28 protein-coding genes are annotated in these 26,004 nt (G+C 69.8%); 11 read left to right on the top strand and 17 right to left on the bottom strand.

Going from position 1 to position 26,004, the window contains the following annotated elements; all coding sequences use genetic code 11:
- Positions 1-81: 81 nt before the first annotated feature.
- Complete coding sequence (locus V6S67_RS16500) at positions 82-1,605, bottom strand: FAD-dependent oxidoreductase (protein WP_334211264.1); 1,524 nt, start codon at positions 1,603-1,605, stop codon at positions 82-84.
- Positions 1,606-1,738: 133 nt separating this feature from the next.
- On the opposite strand from V6S67_RS16500, the gene V6S67_RS16495 reads away from it, so the two are divergent.
- The 5 genes from V6S67_RS16495 to V6S67_RS16475 all read left to right on the top strand — a co-directional run bounded on the left by V6S67_RS16495 (position 1,739) and on the right by V6S67_RS16475 (position 6,245).
- On the top strand, positions 1,739-3,352 hold the full coding sequence (locus V6S67_RS16495) for a cryptochrome/photolyase family protein (protein ID WP_334211263.1): 1,614 nt from the start codon (positions 1,739-1,741) through the stop codon (positions 3,350-3,352).
- Between the two features lie 8 nt (positions 3,353-3,360).
- Positions 3,361-4,344: an aldo/keto reductase gene (locus V6S67_RS16490; RefSeq protein WP_334211262.1), complete on the top strand. Its 984-nt coding sequence runs from the start codon at positions 3,361-3,363 to the stop codon at positions 4,342-4,344.
- A gap of 146 nt (positions 4,345-4,490) precedes the next feature.
- Positions 4,491-4,736, top strand: coding sequence for a hypothetical protein (locus V6S67_RS16485; protein WP_334211261.1), 246 nt, complete (start codon positions 4,491-4,493; stop codon positions 4,734-4,736).
- Between the two features lie 15 nt (positions 4,737-4,751).
- On the top strand, positions 4,752-5,669 hold the full coding sequence (locus V6S67_RS16480; protein ID WP_334211260.1) for an FHA domain-containing protein: 918 nt from the start codon (positions 4,752-4,754) through the stop codon (positions 5,667-5,669).
- A 51-nt stretch (positions 5,670-5,720) separates the two neighbouring features.
- Positions 5,721-6,245: a 2'-5' RNA ligase family protein gene (locus V6S67_RS16475; protein WP_334211259.1), complete on the top strand. Its 525-nt coding sequence runs from the start codon at positions 5,721-5,723 to the stop codon at positions 6,243-6,245.
- Positions 6,246-6,294: 49 nt separating this feature from the next.
- Here the strand turns inward: V6S67_RS16475 and V6S67_RS16470 are convergent, their stop codons facing one another.
- Both V6S67_RS16470 and V6S67_RS16465 read right to left on the bottom strand, forming a co-directional pair.
- Positions 6,295-6,684: a VOC family protein gene (locus tag V6S67_RS16470; RefSeq protein WP_334211258.1), complete on the bottom strand. Its 390-nt coding sequence runs from the start codon at positions 6,682-6,684 to the stop codon at positions 6,295-6,297.
- The gene (locus V6S67_RS16465) at positions 6,681-6,962 is read right to left on the bottom strand and encodes an ArsR/SmtB family transcription factor (RefSeq protein WP_334211257.1); all 282 of its coding nucleotides are present in this window, start codon (positions 6,960-6,962) and stop codon (positions 6,681-6,683) included. The genes V6S67_RS16470 and V6S67_RS16465 overlap by 4 nt, the downstream gene beginning before the upstream one ends.
- A 199-nt stretch (positions 6,963-7,161) precedes the next feature.
- Between V6S67_RS16465 and V6S67_RS16460 the strand changes: the two genes are divergently transcribed.
- Positions 7,162-8,121 (top strand): GAF domain-containing protein, encoded by a 960-nt coding sequence (locus V6S67_RS16460; protein WP_334211256.1) that lies wholly within the window; start codon positions 7,162-7,164, stop codon positions 8,119-8,121.
- A 130-nt stretch (positions 8,122-8,251) separates the two neighbouring features.
- A complete protein-coding gene (locus V6S67_RS16455; RefSeq protein WP_334211255.1) occupies positions 8,252-8,884 on the top strand; it encodes a GNAT family N-acetyltransferase in 633 nt (210 codons plus the stop codon).
- Positions 8,885-8,898: 14 nt separating this feature from the next.
- On the opposite strand, the gene V6S67_RS16450 is transcribed toward V6S67_RS16455, so the two are convergent.
- On the bottom strand, positions 8,899-10,053 hold the full coding sequence (locus V6S67_RS16450; protein ID WP_334211254.1) for an MFS transporter: 1,155 nt from the start codon (positions 10,051-10,053) through the stop codon (positions 8,899-8,901).
- A gap of 55 nt (positions 10,054-10,108) precedes the next feature.
- On the opposite strand from V6S67_RS16450, the gene V6S67_RS16445 reads away from it, so the two are divergent.
- On the top strand, positions 10,109-10,687 hold the full coding sequence (locus V6S67_RS16445) for a TetR/AcrR family transcriptional regulator (RefSeq protein ID WP_334211628.1): 579 nt from the start codon (positions 10,109-10,111) through the stop codon (positions 10,685-10,687).
- A gap of 81 nt (positions 10,688-10,768) precedes the next feature.
- On the opposite strand, the gene V6S67_RS16440 is transcribed toward V6S67_RS16445, so the two are convergent.
- Positions 10,769-11,032: a GntR family transcriptional regulator gene (locus V6S67_RS16440; RefSeq protein WP_334211253.1), complete on the bottom strand. Its 264-nt coding sequence runs from the start codon at positions 11,030-11,032 to the stop codon at positions 10,769-10,771.
- Positions 11,033-11,206: 174 nt separating this feature from the next.
- Here V6S67_RS16440 and V6S67_RS16435 point away from each other — a divergent pair, with 174 nt between their 5' ends.
- Positions 11,207-11,659, top strand: coding sequence for a DUF7793 family protein (locus V6S67_RS16435; RefSeq protein WP_334211252.1), 453 nt, complete (start codon positions 11,207-11,209; stop codon positions 11,657-11,659).
- A 111-nt stretch (positions 11,660-11,770) separates the two neighbouring features.
- On the opposite strand, the gene V6S67_RS16430 is transcribed toward V6S67_RS16435, so the two are convergent.
- Positions 11,771-13,003, bottom strand: coding sequence for a saccharopine dehydrogenase family protein (locus V6S67_RS16430; protein ID WP_334211251.1), 1,233 nt, complete (start codon positions 13,001-13,003; stop codon positions 11,771-11,773).
- A 171-nt stretch (positions 13,004-13,174) separates the two neighbouring features.
- Here V6S67_RS16430 and V6S67_RS16425 point away from each other — a divergent pair, with 171 nt between their 5' ends.
- Positions 13,175-14,473: a DUF3500 domain-containing protein gene (locus tag V6S67_RS16425; RefSeq protein WP_334211250.1), complete on the top strand. Its 1,299-nt coding sequence runs from the start codon at positions 13,175-13,177 to the stop codon at positions 14,471-14,473.
- A 77-nt stretch (positions 14,474-14,550) separates the two neighbouring features.
- Here the strand turns inward: V6S67_RS16425 and V6S67_RS16420 are convergent, their stop codons facing one another.
- From V6S67_RS16420 to V6S67_RS16380, 9 genes are all read right to left on the bottom strand, one after another.
- Complete coding sequence (locus tag V6S67_RS16420) at positions 14,551-15,294, bottom strand: alpha/beta fold hydrolase (protein WP_334211249.1); 744 nt, start codon at positions 15,292-15,294, stop codon at positions 14,551-14,553.
- Positions 15,295-15,656: 362 nt separating this feature from the next.
- Complete coding sequence (locus V6S67_RS16415) at positions 15,657-16,862, bottom strand: MFS transporter (protein WP_334211248.1); 1,206 nt, start codon at positions 16,860-16,862, stop codon at positions 15,657-15,659.
- Positions 16,863-16,872: 10 nt separating this feature from the next.
- Positions 16,873-17,769, bottom strand: coding sequence for a dihydrodipicolinate synthase family protein (locus V6S67_RS16410; RefSeq protein ID WP_334211247.1), 897 nt, complete (start codon positions 17,767-17,769; stop codon positions 16,873-16,875).
- A 48-nt stretch (positions 17,770-17,817) separates the two neighbouring features.
- Positions 17,818-18,717 (bottom strand): EamA family transporter, encoded by a 900-nt coding sequence (locus tag V6S67_RS16405; RefSeq protein ID WP_334211246.1) that lies wholly within the window; start codon positions 18,715-18,717, stop codon positions 17,818-17,820.
- Entirely contained in the window at positions 18,714-19,475 is a 762-nt protein-coding gene (locus V6S67_RS16400) for a B3/B4 domain-containing protein (RefSeq protein WP_334211245.1), read from the bottom strand. Before V6S67_RS16400 ends, V6S67_RS16405 begins: the two co-directional genes overlap by 4 nt.
- The gene (locus tag V6S67_RS16395; RefSeq protein ID WP_334211244.1) at positions 19,468-20,070 is read right to left on the bottom strand and encodes a helix-turn-helix domain-containing protein; all 603 of its coding nucleotides are present in this window, start codon (positions 20,068-20,070) and stop codon (positions 19,468-19,470) included. The genes V6S67_RS16400 and V6S67_RS16395 overlap by 8 nt, the downstream gene beginning before the upstream one ends.
- A 62-nt stretch (positions 20,071-20,132) precedes the next feature.
- A complete protein-coding gene (locus V6S67_RS16390; protein WP_334211243.1) occupies positions 20,133-20,702 on the bottom strand; it encodes a signal peptidase I in 570 nt (189 codons plus the stop codon).
- Positions 20,699-21,367: a SipW-dependent-type signal peptide-containing protein gene (locus tag V6S67_RS16385; RefSeq protein ID WP_334211242.1), complete on the bottom strand. Its 669-nt coding sequence runs from the start codon at positions 21,365-21,367 to the stop codon at positions 20,699-20,701. The genes V6S67_RS16390 and V6S67_RS16385 overlap by 4 nt, the downstream gene beginning before the upstream one ends.
- 2 nt (positions 21,368-21,369) lie before the next feature.
- Positions 21,370-21,999 (bottom strand): SipW-dependent-type signal peptide-containing protein, encoded by a 630-nt coding sequence (locus V6S67_RS16380; RefSeq protein ID WP_334211241.1) that lies wholly within the window; start codon positions 21,997-21,999, stop codon positions 21,370-21,372.
- A 310-nt stretch (positions 22,000-22,309) separates the two neighbouring features.
- Between V6S67_RS16380 and V6S67_RS16375 the strand changes: the two genes are divergently transcribed.
- The gene (locus tag V6S67_RS16375; RefSeq protein ID WP_334211240.1) at positions 22,310-22,912 is read left to right on the top strand and encodes a hypothetical protein; all 603 of its coding nucleotides are present in this window, start codon (positions 22,310-22,312) and stop codon (positions 22,910-22,912) included.
- Between the two features lie 30 nt (positions 22,913-22,942).
- On the opposite strand, the gene V6S67_RS16370 is transcribed toward V6S67_RS16375, so the two are convergent.
- Positions 22,943-24,385 carry a lipase maturation factor family protein gene (locus tag V6S67_RS16370; protein ID WP_334211239.1) on the bottom strand — a complete coding sequence of 481 codons (1,443 nt, stop codon included), beginning with the start codon at positions 24,383-24,385 and terminating at the stop codon, positions 22,943-22,945.
- 85 nt (positions 24,386-24,470) lie between these two features.
- Positions 24,471-25,901: an adenylosuccinate lyase gene (gene purB / locus V6S67_RS16365; RefSeq protein ID WP_334211238.1), complete on the bottom strand. Its 1,431-nt coding sequence runs from the start codon at positions 25,899-25,901 to the stop codon at positions 24,471-24,473.
- Positions 25,902-26,004 lie beyond the last annotated feature (103 nt).

The following is a 26,004-nucleotide window of genomic DNA, read 5'->3' as shown; positions in this document are numbered from 1 at the left end:
CCGTAGGAGCAGCTGAAGGGTTGAACCGGCCGCCGGGGCCGGAAGTTCCCCCGGGTGGGACCTCGGCCCGGAACCGTGCGCTCAGCGGTCCTGCGACGTCGCCGTGCCGGGCTGCCTGCGGGTGTCCGCCAGGTCCGACGTCGACGGCCCTTCCAGCAGCTTGCCGTCCGCCGTGAACCGCGAGCCGTGCAGCGGGCAGTCCCACGACCGCTCGGCGTCGTTCCAGGTGAGGACGCCCTTCAGGTGCGGACACACCGCCGAGACGCGGTGCTGCACGCCGTCCACCGTGCAGACGCCGATGGGCCGTGCGCCCTCGCGGATCACGCGCCCCTCGCCCTCGGCGGGTGCGGACGACGTCGACCGCGCGAGGCCCGAGAGCCAGCCCGTGACCATGTCCATGCCGACGACGGCGTTGGCCTGGGCGGTCTGCAGGGCATCGGCGGGGCTGACCTTCGTGCGGTAGAGCGTCTCGGCCCACGGCATGTTGCCGCCCAGGATCTCGGCGGCGAGGGCGAGGGACGCGGCGACGGCGTTGGTCATGCCCCATTTGTTGTACCCGGTCGCGGCGTAGATGTGCCCGCCGCCGGCCGGGACCTTGCCGACGTACGGCACGGCTGCGGCCGGGGTGTAGTCCTGGGCGGACCACGCGTAGGCGGGCCGCGCGCTGGGGAAGTACTCCTGCGCCCAGCGCGTCAGGTCGTCCACCTTGGCCTGCGTGTTGGAGCTGTGGCCCACCTTGTGGCCGTTGCCGCCGACGATCAGGTACTTCGTGCCGTTCACCGTGGCGGTCCGCAGCGACCGGGTGGGGGAGTCCGCGCTGAGGTACATGTCCTCCGGCACGTCGTCGTCGACCGTGAGCGCCACGCAGTAGGAGCGCATGGGCTGCAGCACGGCGAAGTACCCGCCACGGTCGAGGATCGGGATGCCCGTCGCGAGCACCACGTTCGACGCCCTCACCGCGCCCGCACTGGTCTTCAGTTCGACGCCGTGGGCCCCCGCGCCGGCCTTCGTGACGCCCTCGACGCGGACACCCTCGACGAGCGATCCGCCGTGCCGCCGGAGCTCGGAGGCCAGACCGGCGAGGACCTCGAGCGGGTGGAACTGCGCCTGGTCCTTCAGGCGCAGGGTCTTCCGGACGGGGAAGGGGAGCTCCGCGGCGTTGCCGAGTTCGGTGACGAGGCCGGCCTCCGTGCAGGCCTCGTGCTCGTCAGTGAGCTTCCGGGCCCCGGTGTCGGTGGTCGCGTAGTCCACGGCGTCGCGCCGCTCGTAGCCGATACCGTGATCGTCGCAGAACCGCAGCAGCCAGCTCTGGCCCTCCCGGTTGCCGGTCACGTAGGCCCGCGCCAGTTCGGCGTCGTGGTGCTTGAGGATGGTGGAGATGCTGGTGCCCTGGAGGAGCGAGACCTTCGCCGTGGTGTTGCCCGTGGTCACCGCGCCTGCGGTCCGGGCCTCGAGGATCGCCACGCGGTGGCCGGCCCGGGCGAGGAGCAACGCCGTCGTCAGGCCCGTGAGCCCTGCCCCCACCACCACGGAGTCGTACACGGCGCCGTCCTGCAGGGCGTCGGACGGGATGGGCGGGGCGGTGTCGAGCCAGAGCGATCTCACGGTGGTCCTCTCAGGAGCCGAACAGTGCTCCCACGGAACCACTAAGCCTGCTTACAGTCAAGCATCCGGCGCCATGTCCGAGGCGGGCGCTAGGGTGACCGCCGACGACTGTTTCCTCCAGGAAGGCGCCCCGGTGCACGTTCGACTCGTCCTGCCGCACCAGCTGTTCGAGGAGCACCTCGAGGCCTCCCGTGACACCCGTTTCGTGTTCCTCGAGGACGACCTCCTGTTCCGCAGCCTGCGGTTCCACCAGCAGAAGCTCGTGCTGCACCGTGCTGCGATGACCCTCTTCGCGGGACGCCTGAAGGACGCGGGCTATGGCGTGGACTACGTGGAGACGTCGGCCGAGCACGCCAGCCAGGAGCGCCTGGCCGCAGTGCTCGCCGACCGCGAGGCCACCCTGGTGACCTACTACGACGTCGTGGACGACTGGCTCGAGCGCAGGCTCACCCGCACGCTTGCCGACGCCGGCGTCGAGGCGCACGTCCTCGAGACACCGCAGTTCCTCACGGCACGGGACGTCCTGGGCACCTACTTCTCCTCGCACAACTGGGGCATGCAGACCTTCTACGAGTGGCAGCGCAAGCGGCTCGGCGTCCTGGTCGGCGCCGACGGCTCCCCGACGGGAGGGAAGTGGAGCTTCGACACGGAGAACCGGAAGAAGCTCCCGAGGACGCTCGCCCTGCCGGACCTGCCCGCGTTCGAGCGACCCGTGGAGGTCGAGGAGGCCATCGCCTGGGTGGCGACCGCCTTCCCCGACAACCCCGGCAACGCCGACTCCTTCAACTGGCCCGTCACGCACCGCCAGGCGTCCGACGCCCTGGAGGCGTTCCTCACCGAGCGCTTCGAGCTGTTCGGCCCGTACGAGGACTCCATCGCGGTGGGCCAGACCTACCTGTTCCACTCGGCCCTGAGCTCCAGTATGAACACCGGGCTCCTCAGCCCCGCCGAGGTGGTGGAGCTCGCCCTCGACTTCGCGGAACGCCACGACACACCGATCGCCAGCGTGGAGGGCTTCATCCGCCAGGTGATCGGCTGGCGCGAGTACATCCGCGCGTCCTACGTGCTGCGCGGGCGCGAGATGCGGACCGGCAACACGCTGGAGCTCACCGCGGACCTCGACGAGCGGTGGTGGACCGGCGAGACCGGGCTCGAACCGGTCGACTCCGTGATCACCCGGATCCTCGACACCGCGTACGCGCACCACATCGAGCGACTCATGATCCTCGGGAACGCCGCCCTGCTGATGCGGGCGAAGCCCGACGCCGTCTACGCGTGGTTCATGGAGATGTTCATCGACGCGTACGACTGGGTCATGGTGCCCAACGTCTACGCCATGAGCCAGTACGCCGCCGGCAGCACGATCACCACCAAGCCCTACGTCAGCGGCAGCAACTACATCAGGAAGATGAGCGACTTCGGGGACGGCCCCTGGCGGTTCAGCTGGGACGCGCTGTACTGGGAGTTCATCAGGGACTACCGGGACCTGTTCGCCCGCAACCCGCGCTCGAACATGGTCGTGGCACTCCTCGACCGCATGGACCCGGAGCGGCAGAGGGACCTGCGGCACGAGGCCGCCCGCTGGATCCCCGGCAAGGGCTCGACGACGGTGGATCAGTACCGCCCCGCCCGCACGGAGGAGCGCACGCGGACGCAGGCGCGCGCGCCGCTGGAGGGACGCCGGACACCCGAGGAACGCCCGACGCCGGGGGTTCCGGCGGCCCAGGCCACGCTGCCCGGCCTATAGTCGGAATCATGGAACAACGAATTCTCGGAAGAACCGGCCGTCCCGTCTCCGTCGTCGGCCTCGGCACCTGGCAGCTCGGCGCGGACTGGGGCGAAGTGGAGGACAAGGACGCCGTGGCCGTCCTCGACGCCGCCGTCGAGGCGGGCGTGACCTTCTTCGACACCGCGGACGTCTACGGCGACGGGAGGAGCGAGACGACGATCGGGCGGTTCCTCGCGGACAACCCGGACCAGGACGTCCTCGTGGGCACCAAGATGGGCCGCCGCGTGGACCAGACCCCCGAGAACTACACGCTCGCCAATTTCCGCCAGTGGATCGACCGGTCGCGGACCAATCTCGGCGTCGACGCCCTCGACCTCGTGCAGCTGCACTGCCCGCCGACCTCCGTCTACAGCTCCGACGAGGTGTACGACGCCCTCGACACCCTCGTGGCCGAGGGTGTGATCAGGAACTACGGGGTCAGCGTGGAACGCACCGACGAGGCGCTCGCGGCCATCTCCCGGGGCAGCACCGCGAGTGTGCAGATCATCCTGAACGCGTTCCGCCTCAAGCCGCTCGACGAGGTGCTCCCCGCCGCGAAGGCGGCCGGCGTCGGCATCATCGCGCGCGTACCCCTCGCCTCCGGCCTGCTCTCCGGCAAATACACCAAGGACACCGCGTTCGCGGAGAACGACCACCGCAACTACAACCGCAACGGCGCAGCCTTCGACGTCGGTGAGACCTTCTCCGGCGTCGACTACGAGACCGGGCTGCAGGCTGCACGGGAGTTTGCCGACCTGGTGCCGGACGGCGTCACCACCGCGCAGGCGGCGCTCGCCTGGATCATCGCGCAGGACGGCGTCAGCACGGTCATCCCCGGAGCACGCAACCCCGAGCAGGCACGCGCCAATGCCGCCGCAGCCGGTCACACGGACCTGGGTGCCAGGATCAGCGCGGACGTCGCCGGCATCTACGACCGCCACTTCAGGGGCACGGTCCACCCGAAGTGGTGACCTGCAGGACCCCGGGACCCGCCGGCGGTGCGCACGTACCGCGGCGGGTTCCGGTGGCCCGGCGGCTCGACTAGGGTGTGGAGTACCCACGTCAGACGGAGTCAGAGGACGTCTGTCATTGTTGAAGAACCGATGAAGGAATCGACATGACTGAGAACACCTCGAGCGCGAGCGCCGGCGATACCCACACCATCCGCGACTGGACCGACCTCGCCGAGGAGATGTGGTCCTACCTCACCGGCCGGGGCGCCGCCATCAACTACACGCTCCAGGACATGACCATCGAGGTCCCGAGGGACATCGGCCCGGACGCCCCGCGTGCCACCTGGAAGTTCGACGGGACGCTCCGCATCACCACGAGTGACAACGCCGCCGGCACCCCCCAGGGCTGAACCGCCCCGACCGACATGGCATCGTCACTCAGGTTCGACATCGACATCGACTTCTCGCTGGCGGAGCCGGCCACCGACGGCAAGCCGGAGGCGAGGCTGACGGGCACCGTGAAGGCGGCCGGCACCACTGTCGAGATCTTCGTCGACGACCCGGCAGCCTTCCGCGGGAACAACCTGCCCGGCATCGGGCAGGTACGGGCGTTCGCCGGAGCCCTGGCGCGCCGCGGACTCGCGGTCTCCGTCGCCGGCCCCAAGGGTCCGCTGGTCAGCCTCGGCGCGGTGGAGACCTCCATGGCGCAGCGCCTGCTCACCCGGTCCCCGCACATCCGGCTCGGGTCGCCGGGGACGCTCGCGCCGCTGCTCGGCATCGGGCGGCGCGCGCTCGAGAAGGGCTCCGCACCCTCGCTCCTCCCGCCGTCCACACCGTTCCCCCTGGTGCCGACGGTCAACCGCCGGATCAGGCGGACCATCACGACGACGCATTACGTGCGGGGAGGCGGCCGTCCGCGGCTCATCTTCGTGCAGAACTCGCAGGTCTGGAACGGCCAGGTGCCGCGGGAGTTCGAACTCGTGGCGGACCGCACCACGATCGGCAGTTCCGACGACGCGATGCTGAGGCTCGACGGCCTGGAGGACGTCCACGCCGAGGTCCTCCACACCGAGGACGACGAGTACGTGCTGGTGCCGCGCGGCGCCATCACGGGCAGTGTCAACGGCCGGGAGCCCTCCATCCTGCGGACCGGCGCGCGGGTCCAGCTCGGCGCCTGGGCGCTGGCCTTCTTCCGGGAGGAGTACGCGGACCACGGCAGGCCGTTCGGCGGCCGCAACGGCGGGGAGCTGTCCTACCAGCGTCCGCAGCGCAACCCCCGCACCGGTGCCACCGAGGTGGACGGCTCGGAGGGCGTCGGCGACTTCCGGCGACAGCCACGCTGACCCGGCTGCGGCCGGGGCTGCGGCCGGGACCGGCAGGAGGGCACGCACGGCATGGCCGATGACGTCGAACTCCTGCTGGCACCGGCGTCGGAGGCGTTCCTGCTGGAGGACTGGGCTGCGCTGGAGGCCGCCGGCCTGCCCAACCAGTCCCGGCACCAGTCCTTCAGCAACGCCCCGCACATCACCCTGGCCGCTGCCGCACGCATCGACGACCGCTACGACGTCGATCTCGCGTCCGCCGCGGCAGGGGAGGGGCTGGAGCTGGTGACGGCGGGCTTCCTCGTCTTCCCGACGCGGCGCAAGTTCGTGCTCGCCCGCCAGGTGGTGGCCGACGCCGCCCTGACGGACCTGCATCTCCGCATCTGGCGGGCCCTGGACGGTGTCGCGGACGCCGTCCCCACCACCGTGCCCGGCGCGTGGACACCGCACATCACCCTCGGGCACGGCCTCACCGCGGATCAGCTGGCGTCCGCCCTCGGGATCCTGCGGGACCGCCCGCCGGTACGGCTCGAGGCGGGGATCGTCCGGCGCTGGGACGCGAAGGGGAAACGCCTCGTGCTGCTCGGCGGCACGTGACCGACGGGTTGAGTGCCCCGACCGTTCGGGCCGGGGACGGGGCGTCGTCTCAGCCGGCGGCCTGCGCGAGCTGCAGGAGATTCCCGACCGTGTCGTCCAGGACGGCCACGATGACGGGACCCATGTCGGTCGGCGGCTGGGTGAACGTGACGCCGAGCGCGGAGAGCCTGTCGTACTCGGCCTGCACGTCGGCGACCCCGAGGACGCAGAACGGGATGCCGTCGGCAGCGATCGCATCGGTGAAGGGCGCGGTCGCCGGGTGGCCCTTGGGCTCGAGGGAGATCTGGGTGGCATCCGCGCGATCGGGATCGATCACGGTGAGCCAGCGGTGCTCGCCCATCGGGACATCCGCGGACACGACGAACCCGAGTCGCTGCGTGTAGAACTCGAGGGCCCGCTGCTGGTCGTCGACGAAGATGCTCACTGCTTCGAGTTTCATGATCCTGCCTTCCGGGGAGGCCAGCGATCGAGGATCGCGGCCAGGGGTGAGGTGTCGATGGTGTGGAACCGGTAGCGACCGCTGCGCTCGGAGTGCACGAGTCCGGCTGCCTCGAGGACGTCGAGGTGCTGCGCCACCGCCTGGCGTGACGGGGTGAGGTCGTGGTTCATGGCGAGCTTCGAGCACAGCTCGAACAGGGTCTGCCGATCCCGGCCCATGAGTTCGTCCAGGAGTGCCCGCCGCGTCTCGTCGGCCAGCGCCCGGTAGATGTCCGCCACCCCCTCATGATAGGTAAGTGAAGAGTTACCTGTAAAGGACGGGCCGGCGGGACCGCCGGTACGCAGCGGTCCACCGATGGCTGTGGCCCTGCAAGGCGACATCGACGACGCGTATCGTGACCGCCGATGCGACGGGATCGGTTTGGGGCCACCCCCACATTTCCGTCGTCCCCGATGCGGGGAGAGCTAATCTTGATGCATGGCGCATATCCCTCGGGTCGCGCTGCAGGGGAACTCGGAGGAGCTGGTGGAGGAGCCGGGCATGCTGGATGAGTATGTGCAGCAGTGGAGCGCCATCCAGGCCGTCCGCGCCGCAGCCCTGCACCTCGACGACGTCCTGACGACCTACGCCGAGCTCGCAGGCGAAGCCGACGAGCTGGAGATCCAGGGATACCTGTCCGGCCTGGTGATGCTCTCCGCGCCCGAGCGGGACCTGCTCGCCCAGGCCGTCAACGAACTGCTCGACAGTACCGGCTCCACGGTGGATGGCGCGCACTACAGCGATCAGGACGTCGCCTCGCTCTCCGGCTACAGCGAATACCTCCGCGAACTGGCACTTTCGCCCGACGGCTACGACTTCACCGCCCCGCCGGTCGGGGACCATGGCGCCGGCGGCGGCCTTCCTGCCGCAGGTTCCGCTGATCCCGCCGACCCCACGCATACCGCGGTCGACGGTGGAGATGATCGCGACCCGGACGAGGCCGAGTTCCGGCGCGTCAACGCGCTGTACGAGTCGGGGCTGCTCGAGACCGGACCGGAGGAGCGCTTCGACAGGATCACCCGGCAGGCCCGCGATCACTTCGGCGTCAGCTCGGCCTCCATCGCCCTGATCACGGAGGACGCGCAGGTCATCAAGTCCGTCGTCGGGCCGATCGGCCAGGACCTCCCACGCGCTGTGGCGTTGTGTGCGAAGACCATCGAAAGGGAGCGCACTCTCGTCATTCCCGATGCCACCACCGACCCGCAGTGGCGGGACCACCCCCTCGTCAGCGGCGGGCCCCGGATCCGCTTCTATGCCGGCCACCCCGTCAGCACGGCCGATGGCTGGCGTATCGGCACGCTCTGCCTCATCGACGACCGGCCACGGACCTTCACGGAGGAGGATGTGCAGGTCCTCAGGCGTCTGGCCGGGCAGGTCCAGCGCGAACTCTGGGTCTAGGCCGGAGCGGGCCGGTCCCGACCGCCCACGAGGATCGTCAGCAGGTTTGCATTCGGATGTCTTCTCGCTAGTCTCGTGGAGACACCGGGGTCTAGACGAAGGCCTGGTTCTGACCTATCCAGGAACGGCTATGACAGAACTTCTGCACCCAGTCCACACCAGTCCCGCTCCGACGACGGAATCTGCCGCGTCGGGCGCCACGCTCCCGCCGGCCGACCTCCCGCGCGGGCACGGGGCACCCGAGTCGCAGACAGCCCGTCGCGAGCACGACGCCGCGCTGCTCGATGACGACCGGTTCCATGAAGACCTCGCAGCCCGATCGACCCGACAACTGCGCGTCCTGGCCAACCAGGCCTTCAGGCTCCTGGACACCGACTCTCCGCCCGCCGGTGCCAGGGATCAGTACGAAGCGATCGTCGATGAGCTCGAGTGCCGCGCACGGCAGGCCGCCACCCGCGGTCCCGATGTCGCGCTGGGGCTCAGGGAGACGTTCCGCGACAACGCCCTGTACTGCCGGTTCGAGCTGATCATCGACGGCGCCCTCGCCGCATGGCTGAAGTACACGATGGACGGAGCCCGGATCGTGCTCCTCGACGGCGTGGAACGGCCCGGATTCCGGGACCAGGGCATCGGCGCGACGCTCATGCGTCACGTCGTGCTCGACGCCCACAGACGCCGTCTGAGTCTGAGCCCCCGATGCCCCATGGCTCTGGCTTTCTTCGCCGACAATCCCCAGTACAGGATCCTCGCCGGCCGGCGCTAGGCGGGGACGATCCCTCACCGGGCGCGGGAACGCGGCCGGGTAGGGGTCGTGCCACGCACTGCCGGGGCGATGCTCGCGCCGGCGATCGCGGCCGAGAGAGCGAAAGCAGGTGTCGGGCCGATCGTCCCCAGCAGGGCGCCGGTGAGGAGTGCCCCGAGGGCCTGGCCGAGGGCCAGCGTGATGAAGAGGGCTGCGGTGCCGGCTGCGCTGCGGCCGGGAAGCACGTGGGAGGCCCAGGCGATCAGGACTCCGCTGAGCGCGACATAACTGGCGCCGAACACCCCACCGGCGACGTACATGGCTGTGGCGTTACCGGGCCAGGCGCCGATGAGCAGGGTGGCCGAACCCATCAGTGTCGTGGTGGTGATCCATCCCGTGCGCAGGCCCCATCGGGTGACGAGATCCCCGGAGAAGGCACCGGCGATGCCGGCCCCTCCCAGACACACCCAGAAGACGGTCGCTTCGGGTTCGGTCAGCTGTCCCTGCGTGACCACGAGGGACCGGCCGAAGGTCCAGACGGCGGCGCTGGAGATACCCGCGAGGAGAGCGGCAACCGCGGCCGGTCGCAGGGGCCTGAGGTCTGCTCTGGCGAAGGTGGGGCGTGCCGGGGCGCGTGGAACTGCTGCGGATCGTCGGCCCGTGGCCAGGACGGCGATGGTGGCGCTGATATCGACGATGGTGATGATCCACCAGGCTGTCCGCCAGTGATCGGTGAGGACGAGGGCGAGGGTGCCCGCCAGGACGACACCGAATCCTGTGCCTGAATTGACCACCGCCTGTGTCCGGGTGGCGTCTGCCGTGCGGATCTTCTCCTCGACCAGCGTGACCAGGCCGGGCGAGGCGAACCCTGCGCCGGCGCCGGCGATGAGTATGCTGACCGCCAGAACCGCCACGGACCCGGAGAGTGCCACTCCGATGCTGCCCGCGGACGCGACCGCACCAGCGAGGAGCACTGTCCGGCGCGGTGCGGCGGCCATGCGGTACGCCGCGGCTGCCGCAATGCAGTAGGCAACGAAGCTGCCGCTGGAGATGATGCCGGTGACCGCCGGAGTCAGGTCGAAGGACCGGCCGAAGGCAGGGGCGAACAATCCGTAGCCGAAACGGCTGAGCCCGTAGGTGGCCGCGATGAGTGCAGTGGCGCTGACGACGAACCGCAGGTTGGTGCGCACTCAGCCTCCTAGGTAGAACGACCGTTATAGTAGAACCGACGTTATAGTGGGCGGCATGAAAGTACAAGCCGGACATTCGTCGGCCAGGCAGCGGCTCCTGGATGCCGCGGACGAGCTCTTTTTCCTGAACGGCATCGCCAGGACCGGGGTCGATGAGGTATTGCAACGGGCGGGGGTCTCCGTCGCCACCCTGTATGCGCAGTTCGGCAGCAAGGACGGACTGCTCCAGGCCAGCCTCCAGCGACGGCTCGAGATCTGGGAAGCGTATTGGGACGAAGCGATCGGGGCGGCCGCTTCCGATCAGGGCCGCCTGCTGGCGGTCTTCGACGCCCTGGAGCTGTACCGGGAACGCCAGCACAACGCCCGCTGGTGCGCGTTCCTGTCGACCGCCGTGGAGATCTCCGGTTCCGGGCATCCGGCTGGTGACCTGATCACCGCCGACACTGCACTGCTCACCCGGCGCCTCCAGAATCTGTCGGAACCACTGGCCGGGGCCCGCGCCGAAGAGCTGGCAGCGGCGATCCTGCTCATCTACAACGGGACCCTGACGAGCTTCCTGCGCGGCAGTCCCAGCGATCCGATTTCTCACGGCCGGAGAATCGCCGACCTCACAGCCAGTACATTCACGGGCTGACCGGGCCGGGTCCCAGGGACCGGCACCGTGCTGCCCCGCGCCCGCCGAGGGATCCCTCGGCGGGACCGAAGGTGTGCGGCTCTAGTGCGCGGTGTAGTGGCGTGCCGCGGGTCCGGCGCGGTCGCCGGTCGGGGCGTCGTCTTCATCGAGGATCCGTGCGGCGTGCTCCCGGGTGGCCGTCTCGGGAGCGATCACGCCGGCGCCGCGTCCCCGGCGTAGCTCGATCAGGCCCTGGTGGCGCAGGTCCTGATAGGCGTGCAGAACCGTGTGCAGACTGACGCCCAGTGATTCGCCGAGCGCTTTCGCCGCGGGCAGGCGTTCCCCGTTGAGACGGGCGGCATCCAAGGCTGCCGGAATGGCGCGGGTTCCCGGGCGGGCGAAGCTGGCGGGGACCAGCGACGGTCAGTAGAATCAGGCACTGGTTCTTTCCGACTGGTCTCACGACGCTGATGCGTTGAGTTGGTGTACCGACGCTGCCCCGGTAGCGCTGCGCGCCCCTGTCGACCGAGGAAGAACCCTGTGATCAACGCCTACACCTTCGATGACCGCTTCGACGTCATCCGTTTCGAGCGGTGCGCCGTCTCTGTGCGCGCCAAGGCGGGTGTGTCCATCTCGAAAGCGGATGCGCTCATGATCCTGAGGCGCAGTTTCGAGCTGACGGACAATCGGCAGTACGTCGTCCTCCTCGTGGTCGACCACATCATGAACATCAGCGCTGACGCCCGCCACGTGCTGTCCTCGTCACGCAACATCCTCGCCGCGGCGATGCTCGGTTCGGGGGCGATGGACGAGGTGCTCGCAGCCCCCTATCTCCACGCCGTGTATCCCGGTGAGTACTTCACGGACGAAGCCCCGGCACTGCAGTGGTTGAGCATGATGCACGATCTCGTGTGCGCGGATCCTGTGCCACACGCACTGAGTCTCACCGTCGACCTCGACCCGTTCCGCCCGAGGAAGCCGCGAGTAGCCTGAATCGGCCGCACCTCTGCCGACCAGCGGCGGTGGGACGACCACCACACCAGTACGGCCCCCGCCATGCCGATGATGCCGATGAGCTGAACAGCCTTCTCGGGAACCACTGCATCAGGGGAGGGGTGTGACCTCGTAGGTGTGGCCTGCCGCGCGCAGCCGCTCCACCAGGACGTCGCCGAGGGCGGTCGCAGGGGTGAGGGATCCGGTGGTGGACGGCAGCCGATCGCCGTCGAGGGCCAGGCAGAGCGCTGTCTCCCCGGCCATCACCGCGGTGGCAGCGTACCCGGGATCGCCCGGTCCGGCTGCGACGGCCCGGTACCGTCGACCGCTCTCCGTCGACGCCGTCGCCTGGGAACGGAACCAGCCTGCGCGCTGCGCAGCCTCGCTCGGGCCGGTACCCGGGGCAGGAAGGGCCCGGTCCAGCAGCTTCCGCGTCAGGGGGAACATCAGGGCGGCTCCGAAGACGCGCAGGCCGATCGCCGTCGCGCCGGCGACGATCGCGCCTGTGGGCCCACGTCCCATCCCCATCACCTCGCCGTACTGCAGGGATCTGCCGTACGCCCACCCCTGCAGCGCGTTGCTGCGACGGACGATCCGCGTGTTCGCCGACGCCATGACGAAGGGCGCGGTCCATAGACCGTCCTCCGACCGGCCGACCCAGCCCAGATCCGCCGGCTGCCGGGCCGGAGGTTCCCCCGCCCGGTCCGGGCTGAGGGAGTAGGGATCGGCGGCGAGCCTTCGCAGCACCCGGTCCGATCGCATGCCGTCGAGCTGTCCCCGCATGGAGTCGATCGTGCCGCCGCTGAATCCGCCCTTCGCGGTCGCCACCAGCTCGACCTCGGTCAGCGCGCCGGCACCGTCGGCCTGCGCTGCCCGGTGCAGCAGCAGCACCGAGAGGTCCGAGGGGATGGAGTCGTAGCCGCACGCATGGACGATCCGCGCACCGGTGGTCCTCGCCAGGGCGTCGTAGCCGTCGATGGCGTCGCGGACGAAGGACACCTCGCCCGTCAGGTCCCCGTAGTGTGTGCCGGCCCGCGCGCATGCCTCCACGACCGGCAGTCCGTACTTCGCGTAGGGGCCCACCGTGGTGAAGAGTACGCGGGTACCCGCGGCCAGCGCGGCGAGCGAGTCGGGATGCTCCGTGTCTGCCTCGAGGAGGGACCAGTCGCGTGCAGCGACGGGCAACCTGGAACGCACGGCTTCGAGCTTCTTCCTCGACCTGCCTGCGAGTCCCACGCGCAGCTCCGGCGGTGCGTGCTCCGCGAGGTAGCCGGCGATCAGTTCACCGACGAAGCCGGTGGCACCGAGCAGAACGAGGTCGTGGTCGCGCGCTCGAGTCTCCATCCCGGCAGTCTCCCACGACAGCAACCGAACCGGCGCCGCCGGACACCCTGCGCGCTTCCACCACCTGGGGTTCGACGTCGTTTCCGCCGTCCGGACGGAGCGCTGCATGCTCACAGGCCGCTGACAGGTGTGAGCCAAGGCCGGAACAGGCCATGGTTCTGGACTGTTCCCATGACTACTTCATCTCTGTCCTCCGGCCGACGGTTCCGGGTCCGCTTCGCGTCCTCGATCGCGGCCCTCACGCTGGCGGGATCCCTGACTGCCTGCAGCGTGCCCACCGATCCATCCGCCCTCGCCGCCGGTACTTCTTCGCAGGTCGCGACCGCCACAGCCGGAGCAACCGCTCCCTCGAGCACCACGACATCCGCAACGGACGCAGCATCGGCAGACGTATCGACGGACGTATCGACCGACAATGCGGGTACGACGGCTGGCACGATCGCGGACACAGCGGCCGCGGCGGATGCGTTCCTCGCGACCCTGACGGCCGAGCAGCAGGAACAGGTCCTGTACGCCTTCGACGACGCGACGAAGACCACGTCCTGGTCGAACTTCCCGGTGACCTTCGTCGAGCGGGCAGGCCTGAACCTGACCGATCTGACCCAGGAGCAGCAGGCAGCAGCGCTGGCCGTCCTCGAGTCCCTGCTCAGCGACGAAGCGTACGCAGAAGTCACCGCCATCATGGACGGTGACCGGTACCTCCTCGAGAACAGCACGAGCACGGAGGCCTCCCTCGGCCAGTACTACATCGCGTTCTTCGGGGATCCATCGGACGCCGGCGCCTGGGAGGTCCAGTTCGGCGGTCATCACCTCGGCATCAACGCCAGCCTCGACGGCAGCGCGGACGCCGTCACCTTCGCCCCCACCCACCTCGGCTCCCAGCCCGCCGTCCACACCACTGCCGACGGAACCGAGGTCCAGCCCCTGGCCGGGATGTACGAGACCGCGTTCGCGTTCTACGACAGCCTCGATGCCGAACAGCAGGCCGCCCTCTACCAGGGGACGGAGGTCTCCGACCTCACCTGCGCACCCGGTGGCACCTGCGACTACCCGACCGGAACCGGGATCGCCGGATCCGAACTCACCGACGAGCAGCAGCACCTACTGCTTGACGTCATCGCGAACTGGGTCGGACTCGCGGACGAACAGACCACCGCCGATGCCCTCACAGAGATCGAGGCAACCCTCGACGAGACCTACATCACCTGGTCCGGCGCCACCACCTACGACATGACGCAGGGCGACGGCATCTACTTCCAGATCTCCGGACCCGACATCTTCATCGAGTTCGCCAACCAGCAAGGCTCAGCCGGCGCCGACGTCACCGGGGTCGTCACCGGCGGCTGGGGACACATCCACACCATCTACCGCGACCCCGCCAACGACTACGCCGGCAGCGCCGTTCAGGCGGAAGCCACCGGGATCGGCGGCGGGATGGGAGCGCCCGGTGGGACGCCGCCGAACGGGTAAGCACAGCAGGCAGTCCGTTGGCGTTCCCGCTTCGTGACGGAAGCCTCCCGCCCCGGCGGGTAGCTTCTCGGGCGGGTTCAAGGGGTGTGCGCGAAGAGGTCCACGAGCAGGGCGACGGTCCGGTCCGGGTCCTCGAGATGCAAGTCGTGGTGTACGCCGGCAACCCGGCGGATCGTCCACCCTTCCCGTTCGAGGGAGTCTGCGAGGGCATCGGGGAGGACGGCAGCGGAGTCATCCGTGAGGACGACAGTGGAGGGCACGACGGGTGTGGTGGCTGTGATGGGGTGGAAGGCGACCTCCTTGAAGACTCCTGGTGCCATGCGGCCGTCGAAACGCCCTCGAGCCTCTCGGAGGAGGGTGCGCGTGGTGGAGTCGTAGCCGGCCCGGACCTTTGCCCCGCGGCGGGCCTGGATCAGTGCTGCCGCACCCATGCTGAGTACCGGGACGGACCAGAACAGCCGGCCGGTCAGCCCGGTCGTGGGGAGGGCGAGCTGGAAGCCCGGATCGAGATAGACGGCCTGGCGTGGTTGCAGTCGGCCGACAGCCCGCACGAGGACCGCTCCACCCAAGGAATGCCCGACGACGCTGTCCAGGCCGGCGGGCAGTGCCTGAACGACGTCGTCGGCGAACTCGTCGAGGCCGTAGGACTGTGCCCGATCGCTGGCACCGTGCCCGCGTAGGTCGACGGTGGTGACTGTGTAGGCGCCGGTTGCGACGAGGCGGTCGACGAGTGGCTGCCAGGTTGCACCCTCGCCGCCGAGCCCGTGCACGAGCCCTATCCGATACGGACCATCACCGGACGTCTTCGTCGTCAATCGCATCGACTCATCCTTGCAGGTCGAACCGCATACTTCTCCACCACTCACCTACGTCGCAGACCGGCCTGCCCGCACCCGTAGCAGCCCGCCGTTCGTTCTCCATGCCAAGCGATTTCCTACCCCCGGCGCTCATGTGACGAGCCGTTCGGCCGGCTATTTCGCGACAGTGCTGACACCGTACGCTCACGTCGGCAGCCGAGGACGGAGCAGATCAGGAACGCAGACGCGGCGAGGACCATGGCGAGGATCGACACGGGCCCCACCATGCCGGCAACCGCTCGGCGAAGATCGTCACGCCCATGCCGAACACGAGCGAGGCCCCCAACAGGTAACGGGCCCGACGGCCGCAGGGGCGCCGGCACGGACTACCCGGATCGATGAGGAAGTGATCGCGCCCGTCCCAGGGCGCTGATCCCGGCGGCCAGGAGGGTGAGCACTGCCGCAAGGACAAGGGGTGCCCAGCCGGCGGAGCCTGTGATCGCACCGGCGGTGGCAGTCCCGGCAGACCCTGCCGCGATCTTGAGGGCCCCGACCCAGACGAACACCTGGCCACGTGCCGCGCGGGGCGCGTATTCGCTGCGGGCTGCCAGCGTGGCGGCGAAGAACAACGCGTTGGCGATACCGGCCAGGCCGAAAGCGAGGAGCGACACCGGGAGGTTCGGGCCGACGACGACCAGGCTCAGTGTGACGGCGACGAGGACGGACAGCAGGGTCATCAGCCGGTCGGCGTCCCCGCGCAGCGGTCGGAGCATCAGGCCCGCCGATCCGAGCAGGTTCCCGACGCCGTACCCCGCGACCAGCAGACCGGCCGCCGACGCGCCACCCGACGGCGGGGCGACGGCGACGGCGTGGATCGGAAGAGCTGCGACCGAGAAAGCGACGGTGACGGTCAGGCCCAGGGTGCGTCGGAGCGGACCGTACCGCCAGATACCCTCCAGGGTCCGCAGGGGTGTGGGGACGTCGACCGCCGGGTCGGGTGGGGCCTGCCGGGGGAGCGCCAGCACGGCGGCAGCGCCCACGACGGATGCCACGGCGAGGACCAGGGTTGCCGTCAGGGGGTGGGACGCCGCCGCGATCCCTGCAACCGCTGCCGGTCCGAGTGTGCCGCTGAAGCCGTACGTCGCCACATCCCAGCTCTGCGCCCTGCGCTGGGCGTGCTGGTCCGGGCCCGCGATGGAGGGCAGGCGGCTGCTGATACCTCCGGTGAGCATCGGGCCGAACATCCCGGAGATGAGGAGCAGCACCGCGGGCCAGAGTGCCCAGGTGACCGGCATGAGCAGCGCAGCGGCGCCCAGCAGTACGCCGTGAAGGACCGCGGACACCGCGATCACTGCACGCCCGTCGCGGGCTGTGTCCAGGTGGCGGGCGATGAAGGGGCCGAGGAGGTGGGGCGCTGTGATCGATGCCCCGAGGAGACCCGCGACCCAGCCGGGCATCCCGACAGCATGGGCGAGGAGCACGATGGCGACGACGGCGCCGCCGTCGGCGCTGCGCACCAGTGTCGCGGCGACGACATACCGCACCAGCGCACCGCGTCGTCGGCCTGTCCGGCGCCGTACCCGGCGTGGCACCGCCGGGTGTCTACTCGTCGAGGCCGAGTTCATCGATGACCTCGGCGACCCGGGAACGCTGCTTCTCGCCCAGGCCCTGGAGGGGAAGGGGCAGGCTCGCCGAGGGCACCAGCCCCAGGTGTTCCGCGATGGCGGCGACCACCTGGATGCTCCCCCCGAACTCGGTGAACAGGTCCCACAGGGGAGCGAGCCGCCGGGATTCCGTTGCGGCGTCCACCATCCGGCCCTCCCCGGCCGCACGGGTGATCCTCGAGGCGAGCACCGGCAGGGTCCCGCCGATCACCGAGTACCAGGTATCGCATCCGGCGGCGAGGCCGGCAGCTGCGCTGGCGTCCCCGGACACCCCGATGCCCACATGGTCGGGGATGACGGCCCTGATGCTCCTGACCCGGGCCTGCGCCTGCTCGGGGTCCGCGGGTACGGCGGGGATCTTGATCGATGCGATGCCGGGCAGCTCGGCGATCCGCCCGTAGAGCTCGAGCGAGAACGTGAAATGCGTGGTCCCGGGGTTGTCGTACACGATGACGGGCAGCGACGAGTGCGTCGTGACGGTCCGGAAGAGCCCGTACACATCATCGGGCGTGAGCGGCTGGTACGTCATCGGCGCCAACAGCAGGCCGGACGCGCCGGCCTCTTCCGCGTTCTCCGCGTTGGCCAGGACATGGGAGGTCCGTAGCGCTCCGATGCCGACGAGGACCGGGGTTCCGGCCGCGTGCGCGACAGCGAGGTGGGCGACGCGGTGTCGTTCCTCGGTGGTGAGGTACGCGTACGAGCCGGTCGATCCCAGTGCCGTGATCGAGTCGACGCCGGCCGCTGCGAGCCGGTCGACCAGGCGGATGAAGGACTCCTCGTGGACGGCGTCGTGCTGGAGGGGTGTGAGGGGAAAGGCGCTGAGCCCGGTGAACATGAGAGGACTCCTGGGGGGTGAGGAACCGGGACGACGTGGAGGCCGTGCCTAGGGCGTGGGGCCGAGCTCGGGTGTGCTGTGTGCTGGTTCGGGGGACGGGGTCCGGCGGCCGCCGCGTTGGGCTGCGGCACCGGCCAGGACGACCAGGAGGATCCCGGCGAGCTGGAGGGGGGAGGGCTGCTGGTGAAGGACGATCAGTCCGAGCAGGAGTCCCATCGCGGGTTCCAGCGACATGAGCGTCCCGAATGCGGTGGCCGTCATGCGTCGTAGGGCCAGCATCTCGAGCGCGAAGGGCAGCACGGGCAGCAGGACGGCCAGGCCCGCAGCTGCCGCGAGGACGCCGAGGTCCAGGTGGCCGGCTGCCTGTGGGACCCCGATGACTGCAGCTGTCAGGGCGGCGACGGGGATGGTCAGGGACAGGGCGGAGATGCCCGTGAACCGGTCACCGATCCGCTGGGTGAGGGTGATGTAGATCCCCCATCCGATCGCGGCCAGTGCCGCGTACATGACGCCGATCAGGTTCACCTCGCCGTGCCAGGGCTCGGTGAGGAGGACGACGCCGCACAGGGCGAGTCCCGGCCAGACCAGGGCGCGGGTCGAGTGGGTCCGGAGGGCGGCGACGGTGAGCGGGCCGAGGAATTCGATCGCGACCGCGGTGCCCAGCGGGATGTGTTCGAGTGCGGACAGGAACCCGATGGTGACCAGCCCGGTCGTCACCCCGAGTCCGAGGAGCAGGGGGACGTCGGAGCGGCGCACCCTGGACAGGGGTGGTCGGGCGATGACCAGGAAGATCACCGCGCCCATGCTCAGTCGGAGCCAGGCCGTACCTGCCGCACCGACCTGCCCGATGAGATCCACGGACAGCGCGGAACCGAGCTGCACGGACAGCATCGCGGTCACCGCCAGCCCCCACGGAGGGACGGGGACACGCGCCCCGGGACGGATCATGATCGTCCGTCACCGGCGGTCGGACCGGACGCACCGGTAGTGCCGGCGGTGAGCAGGCGGCGGACGATCGTGACATCGGGTCCCAACCGCTTCAGGTGGCCGCACAGGTCATCCGCGGCAGCGATCAGGGCATGGTCGGTCAGAGGTGCGAGCGCATCGAGGATGAACAGGGCCGACGTCGTGTCGTCCGTGAGCTGGGTCCGCCGGCCCTGCCTCCAGTTCCAGCGGCGGCACGTCACACCTGCGTCATCACTCCACACGACCTCTCCCGGCTCGGGATGCTCGATGACGGTCTCGCCGTTGCTTGCGGTGTCGAAGATCTCGTCCCCCGTGGCGCGGATGAGGGCGGGGGATCCCTGGTACCGGGTGAGATCCTCGCCGCCGAGGGGGATCCTGTGCAGCACCGAGACCGCGTTGTAGATGTCCGTCAGGCGGTTCACGCGCGGCAGGCCCGCAGGCGTGCGCCGCAGGAGCGCTTCGAGGCTGTTGCGTGTGCGGTTCGGTTTCGCACCGAAGCCCTGGTACGCCTCCCGCCACGCCACGACATGAGGGAGCTCCGTGACCTGTCGCTCCGCCAGCCAGGCGCCTGCGGCCGCTTCTGCTCCCTGCAGCAGCGCCTCGCTCCCGGCGTCGCTGGGGCCGGGAACCAGCCCGTCGACGGCGATCAGCAGCGCCCGGTAATCGGGGCGCAGCGCGAACACCGCCCTGTCGACGCGGGCCGCGTCGAGGAAGTCCTGATGCCGCCGTGGCTCAGTCATGGGTGCCGTCCTTCTGGGTGGACCCGACACCGGGCTCGAAGACGGCCAGCGTGAAGCGTGTCGTGGTGTCGCCGTGGTTCACGTAGCTGTGGTCCACATCGCCGGCGAAGGTCAGCGCATCCCCCTCGCCCAGGGCGACGGGTTCGCCGGCCACGGTGACCGTGAGCGCGCCCTGCTGCACCTGCAGCACTTCCATCGTCCCTGCCGCGTGGGCCTCGCTGGTGTGCTGTTCCTGCGCTTCGAGCGTCCAGTCCCAGAGCTCGAGGACATCCGGTGAGCGGGTGCCCGCCATCAGGACCCCCGTACCGCCCCGGTCACCCGTCCACAGGGCAGCACCTTCACCTCTGCGTGTCACGGATCTGGGCGCGGTGCGCGGCGGTTCGACCAGCTTGGGCAGGCCGACGCCGAGGGCATCGCTGATCTTCAGCAGTGTGCCCACACTCGGGTTCGTGGCACCCTGTTCGATGTTGATGATCATCCGACGGCTCACGCCCGTCGTTTCGGCCAGTTGGTCCAGGGTGAGGCGACGGTTCAGGCGCTCATCCTTCACGCGCTCACCGATCGCCCTCGCAAGCGTTGCAGCATCGACAGTCATGAGTGCATCATACTGCACGTTTAGGGCAGTTGCAGCAGGGGTTTCGTCCCACTCCCTGTCGATCAGGGGTGGTCGGGCCGAATCCGATGCCTCCGCGGGGACGATGGATGCTTCCTCGCAGTGGGCCAACTTCCCCACGCGACGAGGCCGGCGACGACCAGGGTGATGGCTGCCATGACCGGTGGTTCCGACAGGCGGACGATCAAGGGTGCGAGGTTCGGCACGGACCCGAGCACCAGCCGGGCGGAGGCCACGGTGTAGGGCGCCGGGTCGTCGGACGCGTTGGCGTCACCCTTCATGGTGACGACCCGTTGTTCTCCGCCGCCATCGCCCACCGTCATCACGCGGTGGGTGATGGGAAGGGCGTCAGGCCGGTCGATGGTCACGACATCTCCGACGGCGATGTCGGACGCCGGGATCTCCCGGACGACGGCGACCGAGCCGGCAGGGATCGTCGGCGCCATGGATCCCGTCTTGAACATGATCAGGGTGATGTCGAGGACCAGGGCGAGCAGGACCAGCACGATACACACCGCGCCTCCGACCGCAGCCAGGTTCAGCAGGATCTCGCGGAGCACCAGCAGCGGGCTCCGTGACGGTCCCGGCGGCGCCTGGTCGATGCCCCGGGTCATGGCGCGGACACAGCGGAGAACAGCCAGACCGCGCTCGCCGATTTGCCCTGCAGGCCGTTGCTGGCACTGGTCGGGTTGGTGGGCGGCAGGGTCACCTCGAAGCAGAAGTGCACGCTGCTTCCAGGGGTTGTGGCCGTTGCGGCGGGGAGGGTAGCCGCTCCTGCGGTCTGCCCGGTCGTGAGCGGCTGGGCGGACGTCGCGGACCCGACGACGAAGGCCGCTCCTGAACCGAAAGCGCCCGCACCGCAGGTCTCGGACCGGACGACCCGGTAGACCAGCGCGGCGCCGAGCAGGGGCGGGGTCGTCGTCGAGTTCGTCACGGCGGCACCGCCGAGCGTCACTGTCCCGGCAACCGAGGAAGGCTGGGTCCGCAGGGCGATCGGTGCGTAGACGGACTTGCCCGGATGCATCCCGGCCGCATCGAAGGTCAGCGTGGCGCCCGGCGCTGTCTCGTTGGTCCGCCACGGGCCTGCGGCCGAGTACGGTGCCGAGACCGTGGACTCGATGGAGAACACACTCGCGCCGAACGAACCCGTGGCGTACTCCGTATCCGTCCAGGACGCCGTCGTCACCGAGGCGCCGACGCCGAGCACCAGGGCTCCCGCAAGAACGGCCCGTACCCGGGGGACGGCGGATCTCTCCCGGGTCGCCCGATGGGTGCCCATGATCAGGGCAGGGATCCTGCTGCGAACTCCCAGCCTGCGGTACCGGTGGCGCCCTGGGAGATCTGCCCGGCCGTGACCTTGAAGCAGAGGTTGACGGGTGAGAGGTGGGTGTCCGGGCCGGTCCCGGTTCCGGTTCCAGATGGTCTCGCGAGGGTGAAGCCGACGTCACCGAGCTCCGCGTCGAGTGGTGTGCCGGCCGGCACCAGCGACTCCCCGGAGGTGGAGCCGTCACAGCCGAAGTCCTCCGACCGCAGCACCTCATAGGTCACGGCGTTGAGATCCCCCGTGACCGAGGAAAGGGACAGCGTGACGTCCGCGTCGTAGGTCGTGCCCTCGTCGAGAGCGACCGCGAAGGGGGCGTAGACGACGTCGGTGGGCGACAGGTTCGTCGGATTCACGGTGAAGCCCAGCGTGGCAGCGGTGGCAGCGGCGGAATGGTCGGCGAAGGTGGTGCCGTCCGTGCTCCCCCTCAGGTCGAAGTGGCCTGAGGCGAAGGCCCCGGTGGCGAACTCGGAGTCGTTCCACGCCGCAAGGGTGACGGCCGCTCCCACGCCGAGTACCAGCCCCCCGGCCAGTACCGCCCGGACCCGGCGCCGTTTCAGCAGTGCATCCTCGGTGATGGTCGTGGTCATGGCAGTCGTCCTCGCGCTCGCAGGTGGGCCGGCTGAGACCCGCCGGCGTCGTGAACTGTAGCCGGTCGAGCAGCTACGGAACCGGGGCCGAGAGGTCACCGCGGGCTACCCGAACGGACGACCGAGCTCGACAGGTGGTGACGATGTCTGATCGGTCCGCTAGTAATCCGGAGGTTGCCCGCGCACGGAGGGCCGGTGGACGGGGAGCAGCCTATGCTGGCCGTTCCGAGCCACGCTCCGAGGAGCATCTCGCGAGCGGGACACGCCCACGAAGGGCCCTCGGCGCAGCACGCAGACCCAGGTAGGGACCATGGCACAGCACTCGATCGACGGAGGTCGACGCCCTCGGCAGAGGGCGCGTCGGCACCCGGACACCGCCACGCGCCCCCGGCGCACCCGGCGCACTGCGCGTCACGTCCGTCGCCTGTCGGCCGCAGCCCTGGTCCTGGGCGTCCTGCTCGTCGCGCCGGGCGCCCCGCTGATCCAACCGTCGGAGGCGTCATGGCAGCGCACCTCCGCGGCCGGCGGCGGATTCGCGGCCGTCACGATCCCCGCGCCTCGTCTCACCGCACCCTGCCGCTACGTTCTGGGGCGGACCGAGATCTACTGGAATCCACCGCCGGGCTACTCTGCGGATCAGGTGGACGTCCGGGGGGCGACGAGGGGTCTGGGATCGGTTCTCGCGCCCCTGACAGGATTCGATCTCATCCAGACGACCAGCTTCGACAGCAGGGCGGGCCACTACGTCACGAGCGTGCCGACGAACCTGCTCGGGGACCTCCTGGGACTCGGGGCGGAGCTCCATGTGTCGATGGTCGTCACCGCGTTCGGCTGGGAGTCCCGACCCGCCTCGACCGTGACCAACCTGGGGCTCGCCGCCGGTCTGGGAGCCTCCTGCGCGAACCTCACCTGACGGGGTCCGAAGCCGGCCGGCCCTGGTGTATCAGGACGCCTCGGCACGCAGCGACGCCGCGTTGACGAGCACGCCCTGCGGTTCACGGATCCACACCAGCCCCGTCTCCCGCTTCTCCTCCCGCGTCGCGAAGCGGTAGAGGAAGACGCGCGCCCGCACGTAGCGGGGCCGCGCGCCGTCGAACGGGTCCTTCCGCAGCAGCTTCAGGATCAGCGGGTCCGCCTGCAGGAGCTTGACGAGGAACGGCGTGAACCAGCCGCCGTCGGACCCGAGCGCGAGGAACCACATCATCCAGTCCAGCCGCAGGTGGTAGGGCGCGAACTGGCGGGGCAGCCGGGTGGGGTCACCGGGCTTGCCCTTGAACTCGTATTCGCGCCACTGCGCGCCGGGCCCGGCGTCGTCGAGCGTCCCCTCCACGATCACCTCGTGGCGGACCTGCGTGACGCTGCCGAAGGCGCCATACGCGTTGCCGAGGTGCCAGCGGTTGAAGCTCGCATTCATGAGCTGCCGGCGCGCGAACAGGTTCACCAGCGACGGCCAGCTCAGGTAGGCCAGGAGCAGCATCGCGAGGACCACGACGAGCGTGAACCACAGCGGCGTCGGCGCGTACCCACCGGACACGTCGAGGGCCGGGAACACCGCCTCGTAGAAGGAGTCGGGCACGGCGCCGAACGCCAGGATGATCGTCAGCGTGTTCAGCCACGCGAAGTTGCCCGACAGCACCAGCCAGCCCTGCGTCACGATCATCACCAGCGCCGCGAAACCCGCGACCGGCTGGGGTGCGAACAGCAGGAACGGTACCGCGAGCTGCGTGACGTGGTTGCCCGCCACCTCGATGCGGTGCAGCGGCTTGGGCAGGAGGTGGAAGAACCGGCTGGCCGGGTTCGGCATCGGCTGGGTCTCGTGGTGGTAGTACAGGGCCGTCAGGTCACGCCAGGACCGGTCACCGCGCATCTTGATCATGCCCGCGCCGAATTCGAGCCGGAACACGAGCCAGCGGATCATCAGCAGGACCAGGAAGGGCGGCGCCACCTCGTTCGAGCCGAGGAACGCGACGATGAAGCCGGCCTCGAGGAGCAGGCTCTCCCAGCCGAACCCGTAGAACGTCTGGCCCACGTTCACAATCGAGGTGTAGAGCCACCAGATGAGCAGGAACGCCACGAGCGGCACCCAGGGCGGCCCGGCCTGGGGGAGGCCGAGCACCAGCAGGGCGGAGACGGCCGCGCCGGTCCACGCCACCGTGAGCAGCAGGCGGTCCGAGTAGTGCCGGCGGAACAGCGACGGGCCGGCCCGGCTGCCGGCCCGGTCGAGGAACACCGGGACGGGCATCAGCCCTTTCTCACCGAGGAGGGCGGGGAACTGGGCGACGGCGGACAGGAAGGCGATGAGGTACACGGCGGCCACGCCGCGCTGCACGATCTGGCGGCCCACCTCGTAGTCCTCCGCCGTCAGGACGCCGGTCACCCACTCCATCCCACCAGCGTTCTCCCCGCACGGAGACGGCGTCAAGAAGGCATGCGGCCGCCGAGGGCGGGCGCGTTCTGCTAGCGGTCCGGGCTCAGCCGAGGTGGTCCACGAGGCGGTCCGCGATGCCCGTGTAGCTCGCGGGGGACAGGGCGAGCAGGCGCTCCCGTGCCGCCTCGCTCAGGCCGAGACCGCCGACGAACTCACGCATGCGGTCCGCGTCCACGCGGCGTCCCCGCGTGAGTTCCTTGAGCCGCTCGTACGGGTCGTCGAGACCCGGTACACCCGCGATCGCCTCGGCCCGCATGACCATCTGCACCGCCTCCCCGAGCACCTCCCAGTTCCCGTCGAGATCCGCCGCGAGCACGTCCTCCGCGACGTCGAGCCGTGCCAGGCCCTTGGCGACGTTCGAGATGGCGAGCAGTGAGTGCCCGAGGGCCACGCCGATGTTGCGCTGGCTCGACGAGTCCGTCAGGTCGCGCTGCCAGCGCGAGGTCACGAGGGTGGAGGCCAGGACGTCGAGCAGCGCCGAGGAGATCTCGAGGTTCGCCTCCGCGTTCTCGAAGCGGATGGGGTTGACCTTGTGGGGCATCGTGGAGGAGCCCGTGGCGCCGGCCACCGGGACCTGGGCGAAGTACCCGATGGAGATGTAGCTCCACACGTCCGTGCAGAAGTTGTGCAGGATCCGGTTGAACCGGGCCACGTCCGAGTACAGCTCCGCCTGCCAGTCGTGCGATTCGATCTGGGTGGTCAGCGGGTTCCAGGAGAGCCCCAGGCCCTCCACGAAGGAGCGGGACACCTCCTGCCAGTCGGCCTGCGGGGCCGAGGCGTAGTGGGCGGCGTACGTGCCGGTGGCCCCGTTGATCTTGCCGAGGAACTCCGTGGCGGCGATGCGCTCGAGCTGCCGTGTCAGGCGGTGCGCGACGACGGCCATCTCCTTGCCCAGCGTGGTGGGCGTGGCCGGCTGGCCGTGGGTGCGGGACAGCATCGGGGTGTCCCGCGTGGACCGCGCGAGGTCCCCGATCGCCTGGACGAGGCTGCGCGCGGCAGGGAGCCAGGTGCCGAGGACGGCACCCTTGATCCCCAGGGCGTAGGAGAGGTTGTTGATGTCCTCCGAGGTGCAGCCGAAGTGGACGAGGGGCTTCAGGTGGGCGATACCGAGTCCCTCCAGGCGCCGCCCGAGGTAGTACTCCACGGCCTTCACGTCATGCACGGTGACGGCCTCGATCTCGCCGAGCTCGGCCACGGACGCGGCGTCGAAGGACGTGACGACGGCGCGGAGGCCGGCCTCCTGCTCCTCGGAGAGCGGCCCGGTCCCGGGCAGGACGGACCCGCGCGTGAGGTGGATGAGCCACTCGACCTCGACGTGCACGCGGTCGCGGTTGAGGGCAGCCTCGGAGAGATGATCGATGAGCGGGGCGACCGCTTCCCGGTACCGGCCGTCGAGGGGTCCGAGGGTCAGCGACGTCCCCTCGCCTCGGGACAGTGCAGCGAATTCGACGCGGGGGAGAGCGGAGTCAGCCATGGTCCCATCCTTTCATGGCCCGCGGAGCCGCCGCTGTCCATCGCCGTCGGTGTCCACATAGCCGTCGGTGCCGCCGTCCGGCGCCGTCCCCCTTCCTAGCGTG

Source organism: Arthrobacter sp. Soc17.1.1.1 (assembly GCF_036867195.1).
Taxonomy (GTDB): Bacteria; Actinomycetota; Actinomycetes; order Actinomycetales; family Micrococcaceae; genus Arthrobacter_D.
Note: the sequence above shows the minus strand (reverse complement) of the source record. Positions and strands in the feature narration are given on the sequence as shown.

Excerpts from the sequence above, each read along its gene's own strand:
- V6S67_RS16490 (WP_334211262.1), top strand. The coding sequence starts at position 3,361 with ATGGAACAACGAATTCTCGGAAGAACCGGCCGTCCCGTCTCCGTCGTC.
- V6S67_RS16485 (WP_334211261.1), top strand. The coding sequence starts at position 4,491 with ATGACTGAGAACACCTCGAGCGCGAGCGCCGGCGATACCCACACCATC.
- V6S67_RS16480 (WP_334211260.1), top strand. The coding sequence starts at position 4,752 with ATGGCATCGTCACTCAGGTTCGACATCGACATCGACTTCTCGCTGGCG.
- V6S67_RS16475 (WP_334211259.1), top strand. The coding sequence starts at position 5,721 with ATGGCCGATGACGTCGAACTCCTGCTGGCACCGGCGTCGGAGGCGTTC.
- V6S67_RS16470 (WP_334211258.1), bottom strand. The coding sequence starts at position 6,684 with ATGAAACTCGAAGCAGTGAGCATCTTCGTCGACGACCAGCAGCGGGCC.
- V6S67_RS16460 (WP_334211256.1), top strand. The coding sequence starts at position 7,162 with ATGGCGCATATCCCTCGGGTCGCGCTGCAGGGGAACTCGGAGGAGCTG.
- V6S67_RS16455 (WP_334211255.1), top strand. The coding sequence starts at position 8,252 with ATGACAGAACTTCTGCACCCAGTCCACACCAGTCCCGCTCCGACGACG.
- V6S67_RS16445 (WP_334211628.1), top strand. The coding sequence starts at position 10,109 with ATGAAAGTACAAGCCGGACATTCGTCGGCCAGGCAGCGGCTCCTGGAT.
- V6S67_RS16430 (WP_334211251.1), bottom strand. The coding sequence starts at position 13,003 with ATGGAGACTCGAGCGCGCGACCACGACCTCGTTCTGCTCGGTGCCACC.
- V6S67_RS16425 (WP_334211250.1), top strand. The coding sequence starts at position 13,175 with ATGACTACTTCATCTCTGTCCTCCGGCCGACGGTTCCGGGTCCGCTTC.
- V6S67_RS16420 (WP_334211249.1), bottom strand. The coding sequence starts at position 15,294 with ATGCGATTGACGACGAAGACGTCCGGTGATGGTCCGTATCGGATAGGG.
- V6S67_RS16410 (WP_334211247.1), bottom strand. The coding sequence starts at position 17,769 with ATGTTCACCGGGCTCAGCGCCTTTCCCCTCACACCCCTCCAGCACGAC.
- V6S67_RS16405 (WP_334211246.1), bottom strand. The coding sequence starts at position 18,717 with ATGATCCGTCCCGGGGCGCGTGTCCCCGTCCCTCCGTGGGGGCTGGCG.
- V6S67_RS16400 (WP_334211245.1), bottom strand. The coding sequence starts at position 19,475 with ATGACTGAGCCACGGCGGCATCAGGACTTCCTCGACGCGGCCCGCGTC.
- V6S67_RS16395 (WP_334211244.1), bottom strand. The coding sequence starts at position 20,070 with ATGACTGTCGATGCTGCAACGCTTGCGAGGGCGATCGGTGAGCGCGTG.
- V6S67_RS16390 (WP_334211243.1), bottom strand. The coding sequence starts at position 20,702 with ATGACCCGGGGCATCGACCAGGCGCCGCCGGGACCGTCACGGAGCCCG.
- V6S67_RS16385 (WP_334211242.1), bottom strand. The coding sequence starts at position 21,367 with ATGGGCACCCATCGGGCGACCCGGGAGAGATCCGCCGTCCCCCGGGTA.
- V6S67_RS16380 (WP_334211241.1), bottom strand. The coding sequence starts at position 21,999 with ATGACCACGACCATCACCGAGGATGCACTGCTGAAACGGCGCCGGGTC.
- V6S67_RS16375 (WP_334211240.1), top strand. The coding sequence starts at position 22,310 with ATGGCACAGCACTCGATCGACGGAGGTCGACGCCCTCGGCAGAGGGCG.
- V6S67_RS16370 (WP_334211239.1), bottom strand. The coding sequence starts at position 24,385 with ATGGAGTGGGTGACCGGCGTCCTGACGGCGGAGGACTACGAGGTGGGC.
- purB (WP_334211238.1), bottom strand. The coding sequence starts at position 25,901 with ATGGCTGACTCCGCTCTCCCCCGCGTCGAATTCGCTGCACTGTCCCGA.